The organism is Citrobacter sp. FDAARGOS_156, from assembly GCF_001559235.2.
GTDB classification, from domain to species: domain Bacteria; phylum Pseudomonadota; class Gammaproteobacteria; order Enterobacterales; family Enterobacteriaceae; genus Citrobacter; species Citrobacter youngae.
Window position 1 is genome coordinate 50,130 of the sequence record NZ_CP014030.2, and the last position, 19,402, is coordinate 69,531.

At 51.9% G+C, this 19,402-nt stretch carries 15 protein-coding genes, 1 tRNA gene and 2 other RNA genes; 2 read left to right on the plus strand and 16 right to left on the minus strand.

Annotated features, from left to right (window positions below):
* Positions 1 to 13: 13 nt before the first annotated feature.
* From dctA to AL515_RS23410, 3 genes are all read right to left on the minus strand, one after another.
* Entirely contained in the window at positions 14 to 1,300 is a 1,287-nt protein-coding gene (gene dctA, locus AL515_RS00215; RefSeq protein WP_061066781.1) for a C4-dicarboxylate transporter DctC, read from the minus strand.
* Positions 1,301 to 1,457: 157 nt separating this feature from the next.
* Positions 1,458 to 3,464: a biofilm formation regulator HmsP gene (hmsP, locus tag AL515_RS00225; protein ID WP_061066782.1), complete on the minus strand. Its 2,007-nt coding sequence runs from the start codon at positions 3,462 to 3,464 to the stop codon at positions 1,458 to 1,460.
* 226 nt (positions 3,465 to 3,690) lie between these two features.
* Complete coding sequence (locus AL515_RS23410; RefSeq protein WP_040231637.1) at positions 3,691 to 3,798, minus strand: type I toxin-antitoxin system toxin Ldr family protein; 108 nt, start codon at positions 3,796 to 3,798, stop codon at positions 3,691 to 3,693.
* 427 nt (positions 3,799 to 4,225) lie between these two features.
* Here AL515_RS23410 and megL point away from each other — a divergent pair, with 427 nt between their 5' ends.
* Both megL and AL515_RS00235 read left to right on the plus strand, forming a co-directional pair.
* The gene (megL, locus tag AL515_RS00230; RefSeq protein WP_061066783.1) at positions 4,226 to 5,422 is read left to right on the plus strand and encodes a methionine gamma-lyase; all 1,197 of its coding nucleotides are present in this window, start codon (positions 4,226 to 4,228) and stop codon (positions 5,420 to 5,422) included.
* A 117-nt stretch (positions 5,423 to 5,539) separates the two neighbouring features.
* Positions 5,540 to 6,838, plus strand: coding sequence for an aromatic amino acid transport family protein (locus AL515_RS00235; protein ID WP_061066784.1), 1,299 nt, complete (start codon positions 5,540 to 5,542; stop codon positions 6,836 to 6,838).
* A gap of 35 nt (positions 6,839 to 6,873) precedes the next feature.
* Here AL515_RS00235 and AL515_RS00240 read toward each other — a convergent pair whose 3' ends face one another.
* The 13 genes from AL515_RS00240 to AL515_RS00305 all read right to left on the minus strand — a co-directional run bounded on the left by AL515_RS00240 (position 6,874) and on the right by AL515_RS00305 (position 19,253).
* Positions 6,874 to 8,076: a sigma-54 interaction domain-containing protein gene (locus AL515_RS00240; RefSeq protein ID WP_061066785.1), complete on the minus strand. Its 1,203-nt coding sequence runs from the start codon at positions 8,074 to 8,076 to the stop codon at positions 6,874 to 6,876.
* A gap of 176 nt (positions 8,077 to 8,252) precedes the next feature.
* On the minus strand, positions 8,253 to 9,257 hold the full coding sequence (gene dppF, locus AL515_RS00245) for a dipeptide ABC transporter ATP-binding subunit DppF (protein ID WP_048213649.1): 1,005 nt from the start codon (positions 9,255 to 9,257) through the stop codon (positions 8,253 to 8,255).
* Positions 9,254 to 10,237, minus strand: a complete 984-nt coding sequence (gene dppD / locus AL515_RS00250; RefSeq protein ID WP_005133837.1) for a dipeptide ABC transporter ATP-binding protein — start codon at positions 10,235 to 10,237, stop codon at positions 9,254 to 9,256. The genes dppF and dppD overlap by 4 nt, the downstream gene beginning before the upstream one ends.
* A 10-nt stretch (positions 10,238 to 10,247) precedes the next feature.
* Positions 10,248 to 11,150 (minus strand): dipeptide ABC transporter permease DppC, encoded by a 903-nt coding sequence (dppC, locus tag AL515_RS00255; protein ID WP_061066786.1) that lies wholly within the window; start codon positions 11,148 to 11,150, stop codon positions 10,248 to 10,250.
* Between the two features lie 9 nt (positions 11,151 to 11,159).
* On the minus strand, positions 11,160 to 12,179 hold the full coding sequence (dppB, locus tag AL515_RS00260) for a dipeptide ABC transporter permease DppB (protein ID WP_003837733.1): 1,020 nt from the start codon (positions 12,177 to 12,179) through the stop codon (positions 11,160 to 11,162).
* Positions 12,180 to 12,345: 166 nt separating this feature from the next.
* Positions 12,346 to 13,953, minus strand: a complete 1,608-nt coding sequence (dppA, locus tag AL515_RS00270; protein ID WP_048213650.1) for a dipeptide ABC transporter periplasmic-binding protein DppA — start codon at positions 13,951 to 13,953, stop codon at positions 12,346 to 12,348.
* A complete protein-coding gene (locus tag AL515_RS23585) occupies positions 13,868 to 14,104 on the minus strand; it encodes a hypothetical protein (RefSeq protein WP_162873164.1) in 237 nt (78 codons plus the stop codon). The genes dppA and AL515_RS23585 overlap by 86 nt, the downstream gene beginning before the upstream one ends.
* A 591-nt stretch (positions 14,105 to 14,695) precedes the next feature.
* Positions 14,696 to 14,828, minus strand: a non-coding RNA gene (locus tag AL515_RS00280) — RtT sRNA.
* A 34-nt stretch (positions 14,829 to 14,862) separates the two neighbouring features.
* Positions 14,863 to 14,995: non-coding RNA, RtT sRNA (locus AL515_RS00285), on the minus strand.
* Between the two features lie 34 nt (positions 14,996 to 15,029).
* Positions 15,030 to 15,106: transfer RNA gene (locus tag AL515_RS00290), tRNA-Pro, on the minus strand.
* 90 nt (positions 15,107 to 15,196) lie between these two features.
* A complete protein-coding gene (gene eptB, locus AL515_RS00295) occupies positions 15,197 to 16,888 on the minus strand; it encodes a kdo(2)-lipid A phosphoethanolamine 7''-transferase (protein WP_048213652.1) in 1,692 nt (563 codons plus the stop codon).
* Positions 16,889 to 17,097: 209 nt separating this feature from the next.
* A complete protein-coding gene (locus tag AL515_RS00300) occupies positions 17,098 to 18,300 on the minus strand; it encodes an L-lactate MFS transporter (RefSeq protein ID WP_048213653.1) in 1,203 nt (400 codons plus the stop codon).
* Between the two features lie 251 nt (positions 18,301 to 18,551).
* A complete protein-coding gene (locus AL515_RS00305; protein WP_048213654.1) occupies positions 18,552 to 19,253 on the minus strand; it encodes an autotransporter outer membrane beta-barrel domain-containing protein in 702 nt (233 codons plus the stop codon).
* Positions 19,254 to 19,402 lie beyond the last annotated feature (149 nt).

Genomic DNA, 19,402 nt, shown 5'->3' on the forward strand with positions numbered 1-19,402 from the left:
ATAAGTGGAGAGATTAAGAGGATATTTCGTGCGTTTTGCCATCCGACGCACGATTATTCAGCACATCATCAAGCTTTTTGTGGTCCAGTTCTTTCACCCACTTAGCCACAACGACCGTTGCCACCCCGTTACCGACCAGGTTAGTCAGCGCACGCGCTTCAGACATAAAGCGGTCAATACCCAGGATGAGCGCCAGACCCGCTACCGGCAGATGCCCTACTGCGGAAATTGTCGCTGCCAGCACGATAAAGCCACTTCCGGTCACGCCCGCTGCGCCTTTCGAGGAGAGCAGCAGCACCACCAACAGGGTTATCTGATGGAAGATATCCATATGACTATTTGTGGCCTGCGCGATAAACACCGCCGCCATAGTCAGATATATCGATGTCCCATCAAGGTTAAACGAGTAGCCCGTGGGTATAACCAACCCGACAACCGACTTCCGGCAGCCCAGTTTTTCCATCTTATCAAGCATACGCGGCAGCGCTGACTCGGAAGAAGAGGTCCCCAGAACGATCAGCAGTTCTTCACGGATATAGCGGATAAACTTAAAGATGCTGAAGCCGGTTGCGCGGGCAATGGAGCCCAGAACCACGACCACAAACAGGATACAGGTAATGTAGAAGCAGATAATCAACTGACCCAGTTGCACCAGCGTTCCAACGCCATACTTACCGATGGTAAAGGCCATGGCACCGAAAGCACCTATCGGCGCAAGGCGCATGATCATGTTGATAATGCCGAAAATAACCTGCGAGAAACTTTCAATTACGTTGAAAATCATCTGGCCTTTGCTGCCCAGACGGTGCAGAGCAAAACCAAACATCACCGCGAACAACAATACCTGCAGGATGTTGCCGCTGGCGAACGCGCCAATGACGCTACCCGGGATAATATCCATCAGGAAGCCCACGATCCCCTGGTCTTTTGCCTGCTCGGCGTAGATCGCTACCGCTTTGGCATCCAGCGTTGCCGGATCGACGTTCATCCCGGCGCCGGGTTGCACCACGTTGACAATGATAAGACCAATGATCAGCGCAATCGTACTAACCACTTCAAAATAAAGCAGTGCAACCGCACCGGTGCGGCCTACTGCTTTCATACTTTCCATACCTGCAATGCCGGTAACGACAGTACAGAAGATAACAGGTGCGATGACCATCTTAATGAGCTTAACGAACGCGTCGCCAAGCGGTTTCATTTGGGCGCCTAATTCAGGGTAGTAATGGCCAAGGAGGATACCAATGGCAATTGCTGTCAGGACCTGAAAGTAAAGGCTTTTGAAGATAGAGGTTTTCATAGGGTGTCCTTAAAGTAAAAACCACAGGTCTTGTAAGGTTTTGTTTAACCTGCGGCCTTAAAGTAACACCCACACAACATGACAGAAATGCACCTGGATCATAATTGATACAAATTTGTTAAAAATTTTGAACTGGCTCGCACAAGCGCTACCTTTTTTAACTTTTGTAATCAGCTGATTCCTTCGCTAAATAGCGTTCTTCGAAGATATCTGCCGGAACCGGACGGGCAAACAGGAATCCTTGCGCGACATCCACCCCTGCCTGTGATAACCAGTCGCGTTGCGCTTCGGTTTCAACGCCTTCCGCAATCATTTGCAAATTGAGACTGTGAGCCAGCTGAATAATGGCAGAAATCATACTGCTATCTTCTGGCAGACCTTCAACAAACATCTTATCGATTTTGAGCACATCAACTGGCAGTGACTTCATATGCTGCAACTGTCGCAGACCCGCATAGCCCATACCAAAGTCATCCAACGCAATGCGTACCCCCGCATTGCGCAGCGGGCGCAGGATAGCGACAGCGGCGTTTGGATCATCTATATGCCGGCTTTCGGTAACTTCCAGAATCAAGGTGCCGGGCTTAATGCGATATCGGTTTAACAACTCCAGCAGATCCGACACCATACTGGGGTGCATGAGCTGTAGCGCAGACAGATTCACCGACAGCGGTAACATCAGACCACGTTCCTGCCAGGCCGCAAGCTGGCGACAAGACTCCTCCAGCACCCAATATCCAACCGTCACCATCAGACCGCAGGATTCAATCCTGTCGATTAACCCTTCCGGTAATTCCCAGCTTCCGTCTGCCTGCTGCATCCGCAATAAAGCTTCAGCACTCAACATCTTGCCGCTGGCGATCTCTACCTGCGGCTGCATCCACAGCGCAAATTGCTGGTGATCAAGCGCGGTCAGAATGTCGTTCTCTTCGGTCAAACGTTGCTGTGCTTCTTCCATTTGCTGCGGATCAAAGAATTGGATCTGATTTTTACCCTTACGACGCGAGGTTAGCACTGCCGATAGCGCGCGACTGTATAGCTGTTCCGCCGTCAAATCGCCGTAGTACATCGCCACCCCAATGTTGCAGCTCGGGCGAAGCTGAATACCCTGAATGGGCAACCGTTCATTCATGATAGTAAGTACTTGCTGACCTAATGTGATTGCATGCCAGGGTTCCTTCACACCGTGCGCGATAATCGCGAAGTCATAGCCGCTCACCTGAGTAAGCACCATTCTGGGCGCCAGCACCGATCTCAGTTTCTCAACCAGCGTCAACAGCAGGATTTCCCGCTGGGTCTCGGTCAATACACCGGCGGTATCACGCAGGGTTTCGCAGGTGACAATCATCAACGCAGTTGTTTGCGGGCCAGTAACAATCTGCTCAAGTAGCCCCATTAAGAACGTCTTATTTGGCAGTTCAGAGACCGGAAAGCGCATCGAATTGTCGTTCTGCTCTTCACTGTGGCGCAGGACCAGTTGCTGATTCAGGTTGTAGCTACGCACCAGCATCCCAATCTCATCATCCTGATGCATAGGCGGTAATGCCAGTTGATAGCCGATCAGCTCCTGCTGCGGAATATCGTTCAGTTCGCGAGCAATTTTGCGTAACGGGTGCACAATCAGGCGGTTAATACACCAGGAGATGGCTACCGACAGGATTAACGACAAAAGTAAGTAAATGGTCACTAACGTTGAAAGCGTGCTCGTCACGAATTTGTACATGCGGTATGAATCCGCCTGTAACACCAGATACGCCAGCGGCTGTGGGTTGGCAGAGCGCTCAAGAGAATAGACCGGGAGCGAAATCTGCACCGGCAGTTCAAACAGTCGGGTCACCGTAACCGGAACGGGGCGTTCAGGGATAAAGCTCATCCGCAATGCCTGAAACTGGTTGGGCAGTACCACATCCGCGCGACTGACCACGCCAGCGGGCTGGATACGGCTTAAAATCATTTCTGCTTCGGGGATATCCCCCTTCAGGATGGCAGCCGACAGAGGTTCACGGACGGAGCGAGCGATGCTTTCCAGTTGCGTAGCCGTGTTATAGCGGTTCTGCTGGACCAAATGGAACAACAAAACGGTGCAAAAAATAAAAACAAACACCATGACAACGGCCGCAACCATCGCCATCTGCTTAATTGTTAACGAGCGACTGACACGCAAACTGACTCTCCACGGATAGACGAAACTGCCGTCAGAGTATACCCGATCGTAGCGGTATTAAGAGAGGCGGTATCTGAAAACTTCCCAGCGTGCATTATCGCGACAGGATAGGCACCTGGCGACGAGATTTATCTGCATTTAAGCCGAAAAAGGCCGCAAGGTTAACCCCTGCGGCCTGGTTCGGGCGCATGTTGCCATTACGGCAGGCAGACACCCATAGAGCACATTACTTCCGGTTATGTAGCCAGTTCACAATCAGGCTGGCGATAATGCCAGCGATGATCGGCGCTGCCAGATCGTGCCAGAAGGCTGTGCCCAGTTGCATGAGCGTCATATAGCCGCCTGTGTTGCAATGGCAACTGTTCGCGGCTATTCTTGAGTTGTTGAGGTTCAAGTTAGCCCCCGTTTTGTTGCCAGGTTTATACCGAACAACGTGCGGGGGTTTTCTCTTTCCAGCAACCTATGCCGCCGGGGATCAAGCCCCCGCAACATTGCGCCTCACCGGGTAAACCCGGCTTGCTGCTGATTCTACGGTAACACTTCCGTCTCATCACCCCGGAGTGATCCAGTCTGCGTAAAGCCTCGCAATTACGGCTTAATAAATCCGCCAAGCGCTGGAAAGTTTCTTGCCAACTGGCAACTTTCCTGACGGCTACCCGCACGATAAAACAACTAACGTATTGATATCTATTAGTTTATTTTCTGGCACAGCGATTGCTATATGACTGTGAGCTGTTCTGTTCCGAATCAAAGGAGATATCATGTCTGACTGTCGTACTTACGGATTCAACACCCAGATCGTTCACGCGGGGCAACAACCCGACCCTTCAACTGGCGCGCTCAGTACGCCTATTTTCCAGACTTCAACGTTTGTTTTTGACAGCGCCGAACAAGGTGCCGCCCGCTTTGCGCTCGAAGAGTCCGGGTACATTTATACCCGTTTGGGCAACCCTACCACCGATGCGCTGGAGAAAAAGCTGGCGGTGCTGGAAAGAGGTGAAGCCGGGCTGGCTACCGCGTCCGGTATTTCTGCGATCACCACAACGCTGCTGACGCTGTGCCAGCAGGGCGACCATATCGTTTCCGCCAGCGCGATTTATGGTTGTACTCACGCATTTCTGTCGCACAGCATGCCGAAGTTCGGCATTAACGTGAGTTTTGTCGACGCCGCGAAACCGGAAGAAATCCGCGCCGCCATGCGCCCGGAAACCAAAGTTGTGTATATCGAAACGCCCGCTAACCCGACGCTGTCGCTGGTCGACATTGAAACGGTAGCCGGTATCGCCCATCAGCAAGGCGCATTGCTGGTGGTGGATAACACCTTTATGTCGCCGTACTGTCAGCAGCCTCTGCAATTGGGCGCAGACATCGTGGTGCATAGCGTCACTAAATATATCAACGGTCACGGAGACGTGATTGGCGGCATCATTGTCGGGAAACAGGAATTTATCGACCAGGCGCGGTTTGTCGGTTTGAAGGATATTACCGGTGGCTGTATGAGCCCTTTCAACGCCTGGCTGACGCTGCGCGGCGTTAAAACATTGGGCATTCGTATGGAACGTCACTGTGAAAACGCGCTAAAAATCGCCCGCTTCCTCGAAGGGCATCCGTCCATTACCCGCGTTTATTACCCTGGCCTGGCTTCGCACCCGCAGTATGAACTGGGCCAGCGGCAGATGAGCCTGCCAGGAGGAATTATCAGCTTCGAAATCGCCGGCGGCCTCGAGGCTGGCAGACGGATGATCAATTCTGTAGAATTGTGCCTCCTCGCGGTCAGTCTCGGTGATACCGAAACCCTCATTCAGCACCCAGCGTCTATGACACATTCGCCCGTTGCGCCAGAGGAACGGCTTAAAGCAGGTATTACCGACGGGCTTATCCGTCTTTCTGTGGGTCTTGAAGATCCAGAAGATATTATTAACGACCTTGAACACGCCATCAGAAAGGCAACATTCTGACCATTACGGCCTGAACCGACGACGCTCGGTTCAGGTCGTTGAGCATCAAGGCACAACAGTCTGGCTATACGCGCGCTCCTTTTTTGGGGAGAACGGGTATTTTGGGCAGGGGGTTCTATGCAGGACAACACAATACAAATAAGCAACAATACAGCAACCGCCGTACCATTCTCAAAGAAAATACCGTTTACAAAATACGATTTTGGCTGGGTATTACTCTGCATCGGCATGGCAATTGGTGCGGGTACAGTTCTGATGCCGGTACAAATTGGCTTAACCGGCATTTGGGTTTTTATTGTCGCCTTTATTATCGCTTACCCGGCAACGTACATTGTGCAGGACATTTATTTAAAAACATTATCCGAAAGTGAAACCTGCAATGACTACACCGATATTATAAGTCATTACCTTGGGAAAAACTGGGGTGTATTCCTCGGTGTGATTTACTTTTTGATGATTATTCATGGAATATTCATCTATTCATTATCGGTGGTTTTTGACAGCGCCTCGTATATCAAAACCTTTGGGCTAACCGATACCGACCTTTCGCAGTCAATCATCTACAAAGTGGCCATTTTTGCCGTACTGGTAGCCATTGCTTCCGGGGGAGAAAAGCTACTGTTCAAAATCTCCGGTCCGATGGTGGTGGTAAAAGTCGGCATTATCATCATCTTCGGCTTTGCGATGGTTCCGCACTGGAACTTCAGCAATATCAGCGCCTTTCCTGAAGCATCGGTGTTCTTTCGCGATGTGCTGCTGACTATCCCATTCTGCTTCTTCTCGGCGGTGTTTATTCAGGTGCTGAACCCCATGAACATTGCCTACCGCAAACGGGTGGCGGACCGGGTACTGGCCACACGTATGGCTATACGCACGCATCGGATCAGTTACATTACGCTGATTGCGGTCATCCTGTTTTTCTCCTTCTCTTTTACCTTTTCGATTAGCCATGAAGAGGCCGTGTCGGCCTTCGAACAGAATATTTCTGCACTGGCTCTGGCGGCGCAGGTTATTCCTGGTCAGATTATTCACATCACCTCAACGGTGTTAAATATCTTCGCTGTATTAACCGCATTCTTTGGTATTTATTTGGGATTCCACGAGGCGATTAAAGGAATTATTCTTAACGTTCTGAGCCGCGTTATTGACGTGGAGAAAATTAATCCTCTGGTGCTTACGCTGGGTATTTGCACATTTATCGTTATTACGCTGGTTATTTGGGTATCGTTTCGCGTATCGGTACTGGTGTTCTTCCAGTTAGGCAGCCCGCTGTACGGGATTGTGTCGTGTATTATTCCGTTTTTCCTGATCTATAAAGTCACACAGCTGGAAAAACTGCGCGGGCTGAAAACCTGGCTAATCCTGCTGTACGGGATCCTGCTGTGCCTGTCGCCATTACTGAAGCTGATTGAATAACCCGCGTAAACTGCGCCGTCAACACCTGGCGGCGCTTAGCTCACACTCTCCAGTTGATAGCTGCGAATTTTATTCAGTACCGTGGTATGTGACACCCCCAGCGCTTTGGCGATATGCCGTGACGACACATTCTCCTCCACCATCTGTTCAATTAACTGACGCTCGGCGCACTGGACCTGCTCTTTAAAAGGACGTTCTGTCGGGCCTTGCTTAACGGCGGGAAAATTCACTATTCCTAATTCTTCCCGCGTTATGACATCGGACTCCGCCATTAGCATCAGGCGAATAATGGTATTTTCCAGTTCGCGCACATTTCCCGGCCAACTGTGATGATGCAGGGCATCAAAGCAAGCTTTATCCAGAATGATCCGTCGCTGGAACTCCTTCGCATATTTCTGCACAAAGTGGCGAATCAACAGACTGATATCCTGTGGGCGTTCCCGCAAGGGTGGAATAGTCAGGGAAAGTACATTGATGCGGTAATAGAGATCGGCGCGTAGCAGGCGTTGCTCCACCATCTCTTCCAGATTGGCGTTGGTTGCCACAATAATGCGTACATTAACCGGAATAATTTGCGCCCCGCCAACGCGACGGATCCCGCCATCCTGCAGGACGCGCAATAATTTAGCCTGTAAGCCCAGCGACATTTCACCAAATTCATCGAGAAAAAGGGTGCCTTTCTCGGCCATTTCAAACAACCCTTTTTTACCTTTACAGTCTGCGCCGCTAAAAGCCCCTTTCTCATAGCCAAAGAATTCACTCTCCATAAGCGACTCAGGTAGCGCAGAGCAGTTAACCGGAATAAACGGATAAAAACGCCGCTGACCGGAATTATGGATAGCCCGGGCCAGCAATTCTTTGCCAGTGCCCGTATCACCACGGATCAGAACGGTATATTTGCTGTCAGCAATTTTTATCGCCTTTTCGATAAGCGCGTGCATGCTCTGGCTGCTGCAAATAATGTCAGAGAAATAGCGCGGGCGTTCCGGCTCAGACATCGACAACTCGCTTATCTCTTCACACAGGTAAGCGACGTTAATAATATCGGCGCGTCGGCTTAAACAGGATTGCACGCAGGAAATATCCTGTAACTGGCGACACCAGGATTTAATCAGGATCCGTCCAGGTGTGACTTTCATGGAGATGATATTGATATCACAACAGGAAAATTCCTTCAGGACATCCTCAACCATCGACAGACGATCAATTGTTTTAATATCCCAGCGTATCGTGACCACATTTGCTCCTGGTAGTTAGCAACTGCGAAGTAGATATTTCTGTGCCGTCCAAAAATCTGACTATATTCTAGACACTATGGAATAATGTTCTGCCAATGGACTCACATTGTGGGAGTAAAAACGAATTATAAAAAAACCGGAGCACAAGGCTCCGGTTATCGGGTCATAACCCACGTTTATTGCTGTGGGTTTTCGTCCTGGTCAACGGCGAAACAGGCTACCAGTTGACCACCATAGTCTTTTAACTGTGGCTGAAGCTGAGTACACGGACCAAAGCGACGACGGCAACGGGCGTTGAACGCACAGCCCGGTGGCGGATTCAGCGGGCTTGGCAGCTCACCAGTCAGCTTGATACGCTCGCGGCGATCGTCCGGGTTCAGGCGCGGCGTTGCGGAAAGCAGCGCCTGAGTGTACGGATGACGTGGATTATTGAAGATCTGATCCTTGGTTCCTTTTTCCACGCAGCGGCCCAAATACATCACCATCACTTCATCAGCAATGTGCTCTACCACCGACAGGTCGTGCGAGATAAAGACGTAGGACAGCCCCAGTTCCTGCTGCAAGTCCATCATCAGGTTCAGCACCTGCGCACGTACGGAAACGTCCAGCGCCGAGACCGGTTCGTCGGCAATCACCACATCCGGGTCAAGCATCAAACCGCGGGCAATGGCGATACGCTGACGCTGACCGCCGGAGAACATATGCGGATAGCGGTCGTAGTGCTCGGTTTTCAGTCCCACTTTCGCCATCATCGCCAACGCTTTTTCACGACGCTCCTCTTTGCTGAGCGTCGAGTTGATCAGCAACGGCTCTTCCAGAATCTGCCCAACTTTCTTACGTGGGTTCAGGGAACCGTAGGGGTTCTGGAATACTATCTGGATTTTCTGCCGACGCAGCTTCTGCGCATGCGGGTCGTGCTTGAGTAAATCCTGTCCCTGGTAATACAGCTCACCGCCGGTCGGGATTTCAATCATCGTCAGCAGACGGCCAAGGGTGGATTTCCCACAGCCCGACTCACCGACCACCGCCAGCGTTTTACCGCGCTCCAGAGTAAAGGAAACACCATCCAGCGCTTTCACCAGGCGTTCCGGGGCGAACATGCCCTTTTTCACCGGGTAGTGTTTTTTCAGGTCAATGGCCTGCAACAGCGGCTGTTGCGCGGCGGCCTTTTGCGTACTCATAGCCCAGGCCTCCCGGCATCATCAAGTGGGTAGTGGCATTTCGACTGACGACCGCCTTCCAGCAGGTTCAGTTCAGGTTCTTCAGCGCGGCATTTGTCGGTCGCATAGGGGCAGCGCGGGTTCAACAGACAACCGTTCGGGCGGTCATATTTCCCTGGCACCACGCCCGGCAGTGAGGCCAGGCGCGCTTTATCCTGTGCAAACTCCGGCAACGCACGTAGCAATGCCTGGGTATACGGATGACGCGGCGCGCGGAAGATATCCTGTGCGGCCCCGGTTTCCACGACCTGCCCGGCGTACATCACGATGATTTTGTGCGCGGCTTCGGCCACCAGCGCCAGATCGTGGGTAATCAAGACCAGCGCCATGTTCTCTTTTTGCTGCAATTCCAGCAGTAGCTCGATGATCTGCGCCTGAATGGTCACATCCAGCGCCGTTGTCGGTTCATCGGCAATCAGCAGCTTCGGACGACAGGCAATCGCCATCGCGATCATCACGCGCTGGCTCATCCCACCGGACAACTGGTGCGGATAGACATCCAGGCGCGAGGCCGGATCGGGGATCCCCACCAGCGTCAGCAGGTCAATCGCCCGCTGAATACGCGTTTTTTTATTGCCGCCCTGGTGCACCTTGATGGCTTCCATAATCTGGTAGCCGACGGTGTAGCAGGGGTTAAGGCTGGTCATCGGGTCCTGGAAGATCATTGCCACTTCCGCACCCACCAGTTGGCGACGCTCTTTCTCAGAGATGCGCTTCAGGTCGCGACCATTAAACTCCAGATTTTCGGCCATAACGCGGCCTGGGTAGTCAATCAACCCCATAATCGCCAGCGAGCTGACGGACTTACCAGAACCAGATTCCCCAACAATGCCAACCACTTCACCCTGGTTCACACTGTAGCTAATGCGGTCCACGGCGCGGAATTCGGAACCTACGTCGCCGAAGTGCACCGATAATTTATCTACATTTAATAACGCCATCTCGAACCTCTTACTGCTTCAGTTTGGGATCGAGCGCGTCACGCAGACCGTCACCCATCAGGTTAAATGCCAGCACCGTCAACAGGATCGCCAGCCCCGGGAAGGTCACGACCCACCAGGCGCTTTGAGCGAACTGCAGCACGTCAGAGAGCATGGTGCCCCACTCTGGCGTCGGCGGCTGTGCGCCCATCCCCAGAAAGCCGAGGGCAGCCATATCGAGAATGGCGTTAGAGAAGCCAAGCGACGCCTGAACAATCAGCGGCGCAAGACAGTTAGGCAGAATATTGACGAACATCTGGCGCATCGCACCGGCTCCGGCCACGCGGGATGCGGTGACATAGTCGCGGTTCACCTCCACCAGTACGGCGGCACGCGTCAGACGCACATAGTGCGGCAATGCCACGAACGTCAGCGCCAGCGCGGCGTTGCCAATCGAGGGACCAAATACCGCCACCAGCACCAGCGCCAGTAACAGGCTCGGCAGCGCCAGCATGATATCAACCACGCGCATGATGACGTTATCGACAATCCCGCCAAAGTAACCGGCGATAAGCCCGAGAACCACGCCCATCAGCAGGGAAAGCACCACCACCAGACAGCCAACCAACAGCGACAGACGCGCCCCGTACATCAGGCGGGACAGCACATCGCGGCCCACATCATCAGTACCAAGCAGGTGCGCCATGGAACCGCCTTCCTGCCATGCCGGCGGAGCCAGCAGCGTATCGCGGAACTGGTCTGCCGGGTTGTACGGCGCGAGAACGTTGGCAAAGACCGCAATCAGGATCATCACCACCACGTACACCAGCCCAACGACCGCGCCTTTGTTGCGTTTAAAATAGTGCCAGAACTCCTGCAGCGGGGTCATGGGCACCGGTGCAGCAATAACTTTATTTTCAGTAACCTGTGACATGATGGCCCCTTACTTCTTATGCCGAATACGCGGGTTCACCACGCCGTACAGCAGGTCTACCAGCAGGTTGACGAGGATAATCATCGTCGCGACCAGCAGTACCCCACCCTGCACTACCGGATAATCACGGCGTTGCAGCGCATCTATCAGCCAGCGTCCCAGACCCGGCCACGAGAAGATAGTCTCGGTCAGGATCGCCCCTGCCAGCAGCGTGCCGACCTGCAGGCCGATAACGGTGACAACCGGCAGCATCGCGTTACGCAGAGCATGAATGATGATGACGCGCATGCGGGTCAAACCTTTAGCGCGCGCGGTGCGGATGTAATCCTCACCCAACACTTCCAGCATCGATGAACGGGTCATACGCACAATGACCGCCAGAGGTATAGTGCCCAGCACCATTGCCGGCAGAACCATATGCGCCAGCGCATCGATGAAGTTGCCCTCTTCACCCCAGATGGCGGTGTCGATCAGCATAAAACCGGTCAGCGGATTGGAATCATCAAGGAATACCATGTCGCTCACCCGCCCAGAAACTGGCGTCAGGTTCCACTGCACGGAAACCAGCATGATCAGCATCATGCCCCACCAGAAGATCGGCATGGAGTAACCGGTCAGCGCCAGGCCAACGGCGGTATGATCGAAAATGGAGCCGCGCTTAACGGCAGCAAGAACACCCACCGGGATACCTACTGCGACGGCGAAAATCATCGCGCAGACGCCGAGTTCCAGCGTCGCTTTGAAGCGAGGCACGAACTCTTCCCACACCGGTAAGCGGCTTTTCAGCGAGATACCTAAATCACCATGCATAACCCCCCAGATATAGTGGAGGTACTGCTGCCACATCGGCTTATCCAGACCGAGTTCAGCCAACAGTTGAGCATGACGCTCAGGGGAGATCCCACGTTCACCCGCCATGATCATAACCGGATCGCCGGGGATCATATGGACGAAGGCAAAGGTGAGAAGAGTGATACCGATAAACGTGGGGATGACGAGTCCCAAACGTCGGAGAATGAACTGCAACATAACCCGGATTCTCTCTAATGACGCACGGCCTGGAACCGTGAGTCTGTATTGCTCACAAATCTTATCCCACGCAAACTGCATCGTGGGTAAAGCATTACGCCGGATGGCGCTGCGCTTATCCGGCCTACACAATACCGGGGCGCAGCGCTTCCTTGATTGCTTTTAATTATTCGACAGAGACGTTTTCGAAGTGGTGTTTGCCTAATGGATCAACCACATAGCCTTTCACTTCTTTACGCACTGGTTCGTACACGGTGGAGTGAGCAACAATCAGAGCCGGAGCCTGGTCGTGCATAACAACCTGAGCTTGCTTGTACAGTTCAATACGTTTGTTGTGATCGTCGGTCGCACGCGCCGGTTGGATCAGGTCTTCAAACGGTTTGTAGCACCAGCGAGAGTAGTTAGAACCGTCTTTCGCTGCCGCACAGCTGAACAGGGTGGCGAAGAAGTTGTCCGGATCCCCGTTGTCACCGGTCCAACCCATCATCACCGCCTGATGCTCACCCGCTTTGGCGCGTTTCAGATACTCGCCCCACTCGTAGGTCACAATCTTGGCCTGAACGCCAATTTTCGCCCAGTCAGCCTGAACCATTTCCGCCATACGACGGGCGTTCGGGTTATATGGACGCTGTACCGGCATAGCCCACAGCTCAACGGTAAAGCCTTTGTCCTGACCGGCTTCCTTCAGCAGTGCTTTGGCTTTCTCAGGATCGTAGGTGTAATCTTTAATGTCGTCGTTATAGCCCCACATGGTCGGTGGGATCAGGTTTTTCGCGGCAACGCCAGCTCCCTGATAAACCGCTTTAATGATCGCGTCTTTGTTGACCGCGTAGGTCAGCGCCTGACGGACTTTCACGTCATCAAACGGTTTCTTCTCGGTGTTGAAAGAGAGGTAGCCAACGTTCAGACCGGCCTGCTCCATCAGATTGATGTTTTTATCCTGCTTCATGCGCGCGATGTCTGCCGGGTTCGGGTACGGCATCACCTGGCACTCGTTCTTCTGCAACTTGGCATAACGCACGGAAGCGTCAGGCGTAATGGAGAAGACCAGACGGTCGATCTGCGGCTTAGTGCCCCAGTAACCTTCGAATGCTTTATACAGAATACGGGAGTCTTTCTGGTACTGCTGCAGCTGGAACGGACCGGTACCGATTGGGTTCAGATCCACTTTCTCCGGGGAACCGGCTTTCAGCATGTTGTCCGCATATTCTTTGGAAAGAATAGAAGCGAAGTCCATCGCCAGGTCAGCCAGGAACGGTGCTTCCGGGCGAGTCAGCACGAACTGAACGGTTTTATCATCCACCTTTTTCACTTCGGAGATCAGATCCGGCAGGCCCATCCCTTCGAAGTATTCATAGCTGCCGCCAGAAACTTTGTGGTACGGGTTCTGGGCATTTTTCTGACGATCGAAAGAGAACACCACGTCATCGGCGTTGAAATCGCGCGTCGGTTTGAAATCTTTGTTGTCCTGCCACTTCACGCCAGGGCGAAGGTGGAAGGTATAGGTTTTACCGTCTTCGCTGATTTCCCACTTCTCAGCAAGTCCCGGGATCACTTCAGTTGTGCCGGTTTTGAACTCGACCAGGCGGTTATAGATCGGCACGGAGCTGGCATCATAGGTGGTACCAGAGGTGAAAAGCTGCGGGTTAAAGCCTTCAGGAGATCCTTCTGAACAATAAACCAGAGTTTTAGCCTGTACGCTTGCTGCGACGGTCATAGCCACCAGGCTCAGACCAAGCTTCAGCATCCCTGACTTCTTCAAGGAAATACTCATTCTTCTGCTCCAAATGTGATGTTTGTTGTTTTACCCTTTGCAGTGGGTTTGCACCGCCTGGCCTTTTTTGTTTTTTACCCGGCCGGGTCGGCGTTAAGAGGATGGGGATTCCGTTCACATAAGCGACTGAGTTGCAGCGCGGATTCTCCATGAAATGCCCCTCATGCCCTACAATCTGTCAACAGAATGTGAAAACGTCAATACAGGTAACCGCGATTTACACCAACGGTGAGAATTGGCAAACAAAGATTAAAAAAAGTGCAGGCGGGTATTTTCAGCAGGGAAATTTGTGCTACGCGCACTATGCCAGAATAAATATCTTCATATTCAGAAACATTTGGTGATTAACATTTATGCAAATTATGAAAATTTTCTCAACACATGCTGCATATCTGAGCGATTAATACCATGAACGTTAAAACGCACAGCGGAAAATGCTGGGTTCAGCCATAAGTAACGCAAAAAAAGATTCAAGCAAATATAAAAAAAGGCAATGGAATATGTCACAGAATCGTTAACAGTCAGTGGGAAGTGGTGCACAATTTTTGCAGATGAAATGAAGGTCAAAGGTGGGGTTGGAATAACACCATACACGCCGGGATGAAACTGAGCCTGTAGGCCGGATAAGGCGTCTGCGCCGCCATCCGGCGATGTCAAAATGCTGCAATGTTTTGCCTGATGGCCTGCGCTTATCAGGCCTACAAAGCAAAAAAAACCTGCTCGCTGAGCAGGGTTTTGAATTTGGTCGATGATAGAGGATTACTCGCCACTACGTGGCTCGCCCTACGGGCCGTTGCTGGCGCAACGTTCTCTCGCTACGCTCGAGTCGAACCTCTTACCCCCGGAGGTTCTCATCCTCGTGGATTCCGGAAAGCAAAAAGCCCGCTCAAAGAGCGGGCTTTTCTAATTTGGTCGGTGATAGAGGATTACTCGCCACTACGTGGCTCGCCCTACGGGCCGTTGCTGACGCAACGTTCTCTCGCTACGCTCGAGTCGAACCTCTTGCCCCCGGAGGTTCTCATCCTCGTGGATCCCGGAAAGCAAAAAGCCCGCTCAAAGAGCGGGCTTTTCTAATTTGGTCGGTGATAGAGGATTCGAACCTCCGACCCCTTCGTCCCGAACGAAGTGCGCTACCAGGCTGCGCCAATCACCGAATGCGGGGCGCATCTTACTGCTCAGCTGCGCGCCCGTCAATCCCTTAGTATCAAAATGCCATTCGATCGGCGAGAAAGTCAGCAGCCCATTACTGGGTTACAATCTTCTTGTCGTCCGGGACATGACACCAGTTGTTATTCTCATTTATACCGCCGTTTGGCGAGGTATATCCAAGGCAACCGAGAATGGTGTCGTACAGTTCAACATGGCGACGCGGAATCTTCATATCAGCCTCCTGCTTAAGGTGGGCGAAGGCTTTTGCATGATCGGGGTCTTCCAGATACTTATCAGACATCCACACCATCATAGGAACGCGGAACTGCTCTGGCGGTGCCATTTTACGTGGCGTACCGTGCAGATGCTCACGCTCGTTGATCGATTCACCGTGATCGGCAGCATAGAACACAATCGCTTTCTTATCGCGCAGCTGGTCAAACACTTTGGTGATAAAGTGGTCAACATAGGTTACCGAGTTATCAAATGAGTTAATCATCTGCGCTTTCGAACAACCGCTATCAACATTGACACACTCCGGCTTCCACTGGGCGTACTCACGGGTATAGCGCTGCGTGTAGTTAAAGTGCGAACCTTTGGTATGCAGGATAATCAGGTGTTTACCATTATCGTCCGGTTTGATTGATTGCTGCATCTCAGAGATCAGCAGCATATCGTCAACCGTTTTGCCACGGTTACGCGGCTCAGCGCCAATCTGCTCACGATAGGCAATGTTCTCCGCCATCGTGTTGCTGTAAAACCACATCTCACTTTGCATCGCGTAGAGATCGGTATTAAAACCTAGCTGGCTGAGTACGGAAAAGACGTTTTGTTCTTTCAGCGTACGCTGCGGGTTATCGCTCGCCCCACCTTCACGAACAAACATGCAGCGTAGCGAAAGTTTGGTTGCCGTATCACACGAATATCCGCGGAACGCGGCCAGGTTTTTTTCCTGAGCCAGCCTTGGCGTAGTATTTCTCTCGTAGCCAAAAATGCCCATATGATCCCAGCGGGTCGTTTCGCCGATAATAAACACGACGTAGGTATCATCAATATTCTTGGGGGCAACGTAGGTAAATTTCTTCGCCGGATTCATCAACGAATTGTTATCTGAAGATTCATCCACCTGCGCCCAGGCATACAGACCCAGCGCGGACAGCCAGTTTGAAGGCAAATATGAATTTGCCACTACGCCACCGTAGCTGGGCAAATCAATACCCGTTTCCCGTTCAACTGATTTTTGCTGTATTCCAAGTAAACGAATCGGCGCCCACACCATCAAGCCAGCCAGCAGAACAACGGCCACACTACGCCATCTCATACCTGGCGTACGTATTTGTTTTAGCAGGGTATAGCGGCAACGGTTACTCCAGATAAGCAGCAGCGGCAAAATGCTGACCGACACCAGCCACACGATAAAATGCCAGCCCACAACTTCCTTTGATAAATCAATATCGGTTGTCATGACCGAGGCAATAATGCCGTAGCCAATGACCACATTCAGGAAGGTCATGTAATAGCTGGCACCAGCGGAACACAGCACCACCAAGGTAGCCAGTACGCGCCAGGCCCGCCGACCAAACAGAGACAGAAGACGAAGTAAAAAGAAGGTAACCAGCACGGTGCCGGCCAATTCAACAACCGCAGAGATTCCTTTCAACGCGGTAAATTCCTGCACATAGCTGCCGAAGCGGCGATAAAAAACTGCGCAGTTCATAAACAGACCGATATAGATCGCAAGCAAGAAGCTAAGCTTTTGCTGCGTCATCGATTTAATGTATCTCATGCAAAAAAACCCTGGGAATCGGGATAAAAACACCCTGTGAAGTGGTCAATCGACCAAACAGGGGAAAATGCGACAACAGCAGAGATGAAATGTCTACGGGCGCGGCTAAGTAGACCACAGGAGGGGAGAAAAGTGCTTATGGTGAATGCAAACGGCGCATATATTTTTGTAAATATATGCGCCGGGTATTAATCAGACCGCTAATAGATTCAGGCGTGAGCCTCAGTAAATACGCTACGTTGCGGCTGGCGAATGGTGGTAGAAAGCGCCAGCGAGATGATTAACAGCGCAAAGATAACGCAGAAGGTGACATAGAACCCACCAAACAGTGAAGCGATAATCGAACCACAAATACTGCCGATACCAAAGCCAAGATAGATAACACCGTAGTTTTTCGCCAGGTTATTCAGGCCGAAGAACTCACTCACCAGTGACGGGAAGACCGTAATGGTGCCACCGAAGTTGAAGGCAACACAGGCAATGGCTGCGAAGAATGTCACTTCATTCAGCGGGGCAAAAAGCAGCGCCGCCATGCCCACCAGCGAAACAACCTGACCAATGGTGATAACGCGAATACGGGAAATTTTGTCGGACAGAATACCCAGAACCAGACGGCCTGACAGGTTCGCGATAGAAATAACGGTTACCGCATTCGCCGCTGTTGCCACATCCATTTTTGCCAGGCTTTGGGCGATATCTTTCGCGACACCAATCACGTAAAGCCCGCTCATGCACGCCGTCAGGAACATCACTGCCAGCATCCAGTACTGTGGTTTACGCATGGATTGTGCCAGCGTGTAGTCATTCTCTACCACGCCATTTACGGCTTTAACTTCCTGGTTTGGCGCATCTTTCATCAGCGTGGAGCCAAAGACAATCATCACCAGTACGATCGCGCCCCAAATCATAAAGGTCTTTTCCAGACCCACAGTGCTCAGCAGTTGGCTGTCGATAAATTTAAAACCAAGGCTACCCAGGCCGTAAGAACCGATCGCAAAGGCGGAAATCAGCCCTTTACGCTCAGGGAACCATTTTACACAGTTGGACAGGGTTAACAGGTAGCCTGCGCCATCCGCCAGACCAACCAACACACCGGCACTCAGCCACAGCATAATCAGGCTGTCAGAATGCGCGGTTAAGAAGAAGCCCACACCCAGTAAGATACCCGATGCCATGGTGACGCGTTTCACACCGAAACGTTCCTGAAGCTTCCCGGCGACGGAAGAAGAGATCGCCAGACCCAGACTCAGCAAACCAAAGGAAAATGCAACCTGACTCACCGGCGCATCAAGCTTAGAAGAGAGCGCACCGTTAAACAGGCTCCAGGTATAAACAGAACCTAATGCAAATTGGGTAATGATGGTGCCGATCAGTGTCAGCCACCGGGTACGCTGATAATCAGAAGTTTTCATGGCAGTCTTCCTGCATAAACAAAATGGGAAATTCTCTGCCGACAACCATACCGAAGTGCTTTTATGACCAGGAGAAAACGGCATGAAATGCCATCAGGACGGAATGAAATGCCTGGATTGCGGAATGAATGACGAGACAAAAAGTCGGGTTACTGAATTTTATTGCCGGAGTTAGTGCACGCTATCGCTGGAATGCGTGTGATTATTGATCCCGATATGTAACAGAGATGTTTTATCCCGGCTTTCTTTCGTTAAAATTTAGCGCTCACTCCCATGGTGTACAGATAATCGCTGTTATTCGTACTATTTTCTGCCTGAGAAAGTGCCGCATAGGCAGCCATATGCTGATTCAGCAGCATATCTGCACCGACAGTGACATCGACCCAGTTACCATCCTGACTCGCCGCCGCCATACGATTGAGACCCGATTGCGCCTTCCAGATATTCTCGCCAAACTGCTGGTTATAGCTGATTTGCGCCCATGACCGTACATCGCCAAACTGCGAGTCGACCCGCCAGCCCAGGGTACTGACGCTGGCATGCCACATCGGATCGGTCAGCGTTAGCGAAGTCACACTGTCGCCAAATTCGTTGTAGGTAGAGGTGGCTGAACCATCATAATGCAGGGCTGCGACGGGTCCCGTCGTCACCTTACGGGAAAGGGGAAAATTCCAGCCCACGCTCATACCGCTGGTCGCATCCAGAGCCGTTTGGTCCGCCAGATTCACCACCGGCCCCGCCACGTTCTGGGTGGAGCGAATGCGCTCTTCCAGAATGTCGTTATAACGTGGTTGGTGATCGCTGTCCCATGTATAGCGTTCCGACGTATGACCGGACAGCGCATCAACGATATATTCTTGTTGCCAGCCATATGCCGTATTGGCAAACAGCGCACAGACGATGACGTTCGCCAGAGTTAACCTCTGACGACCACTACTGTTTCTTATAATCATCAACGCGACTCCAGAAAAGAGCCGAATACGGCGATATTATTGTCATTGTTTAAAGGATATCGGGCACATGAGGCCCTGTATTAAATATTGTCTTTTTAGCGGGCGCGTCAAGGCGGGCCGAATGAAATTTTTACGCCAGTAAAAACAGC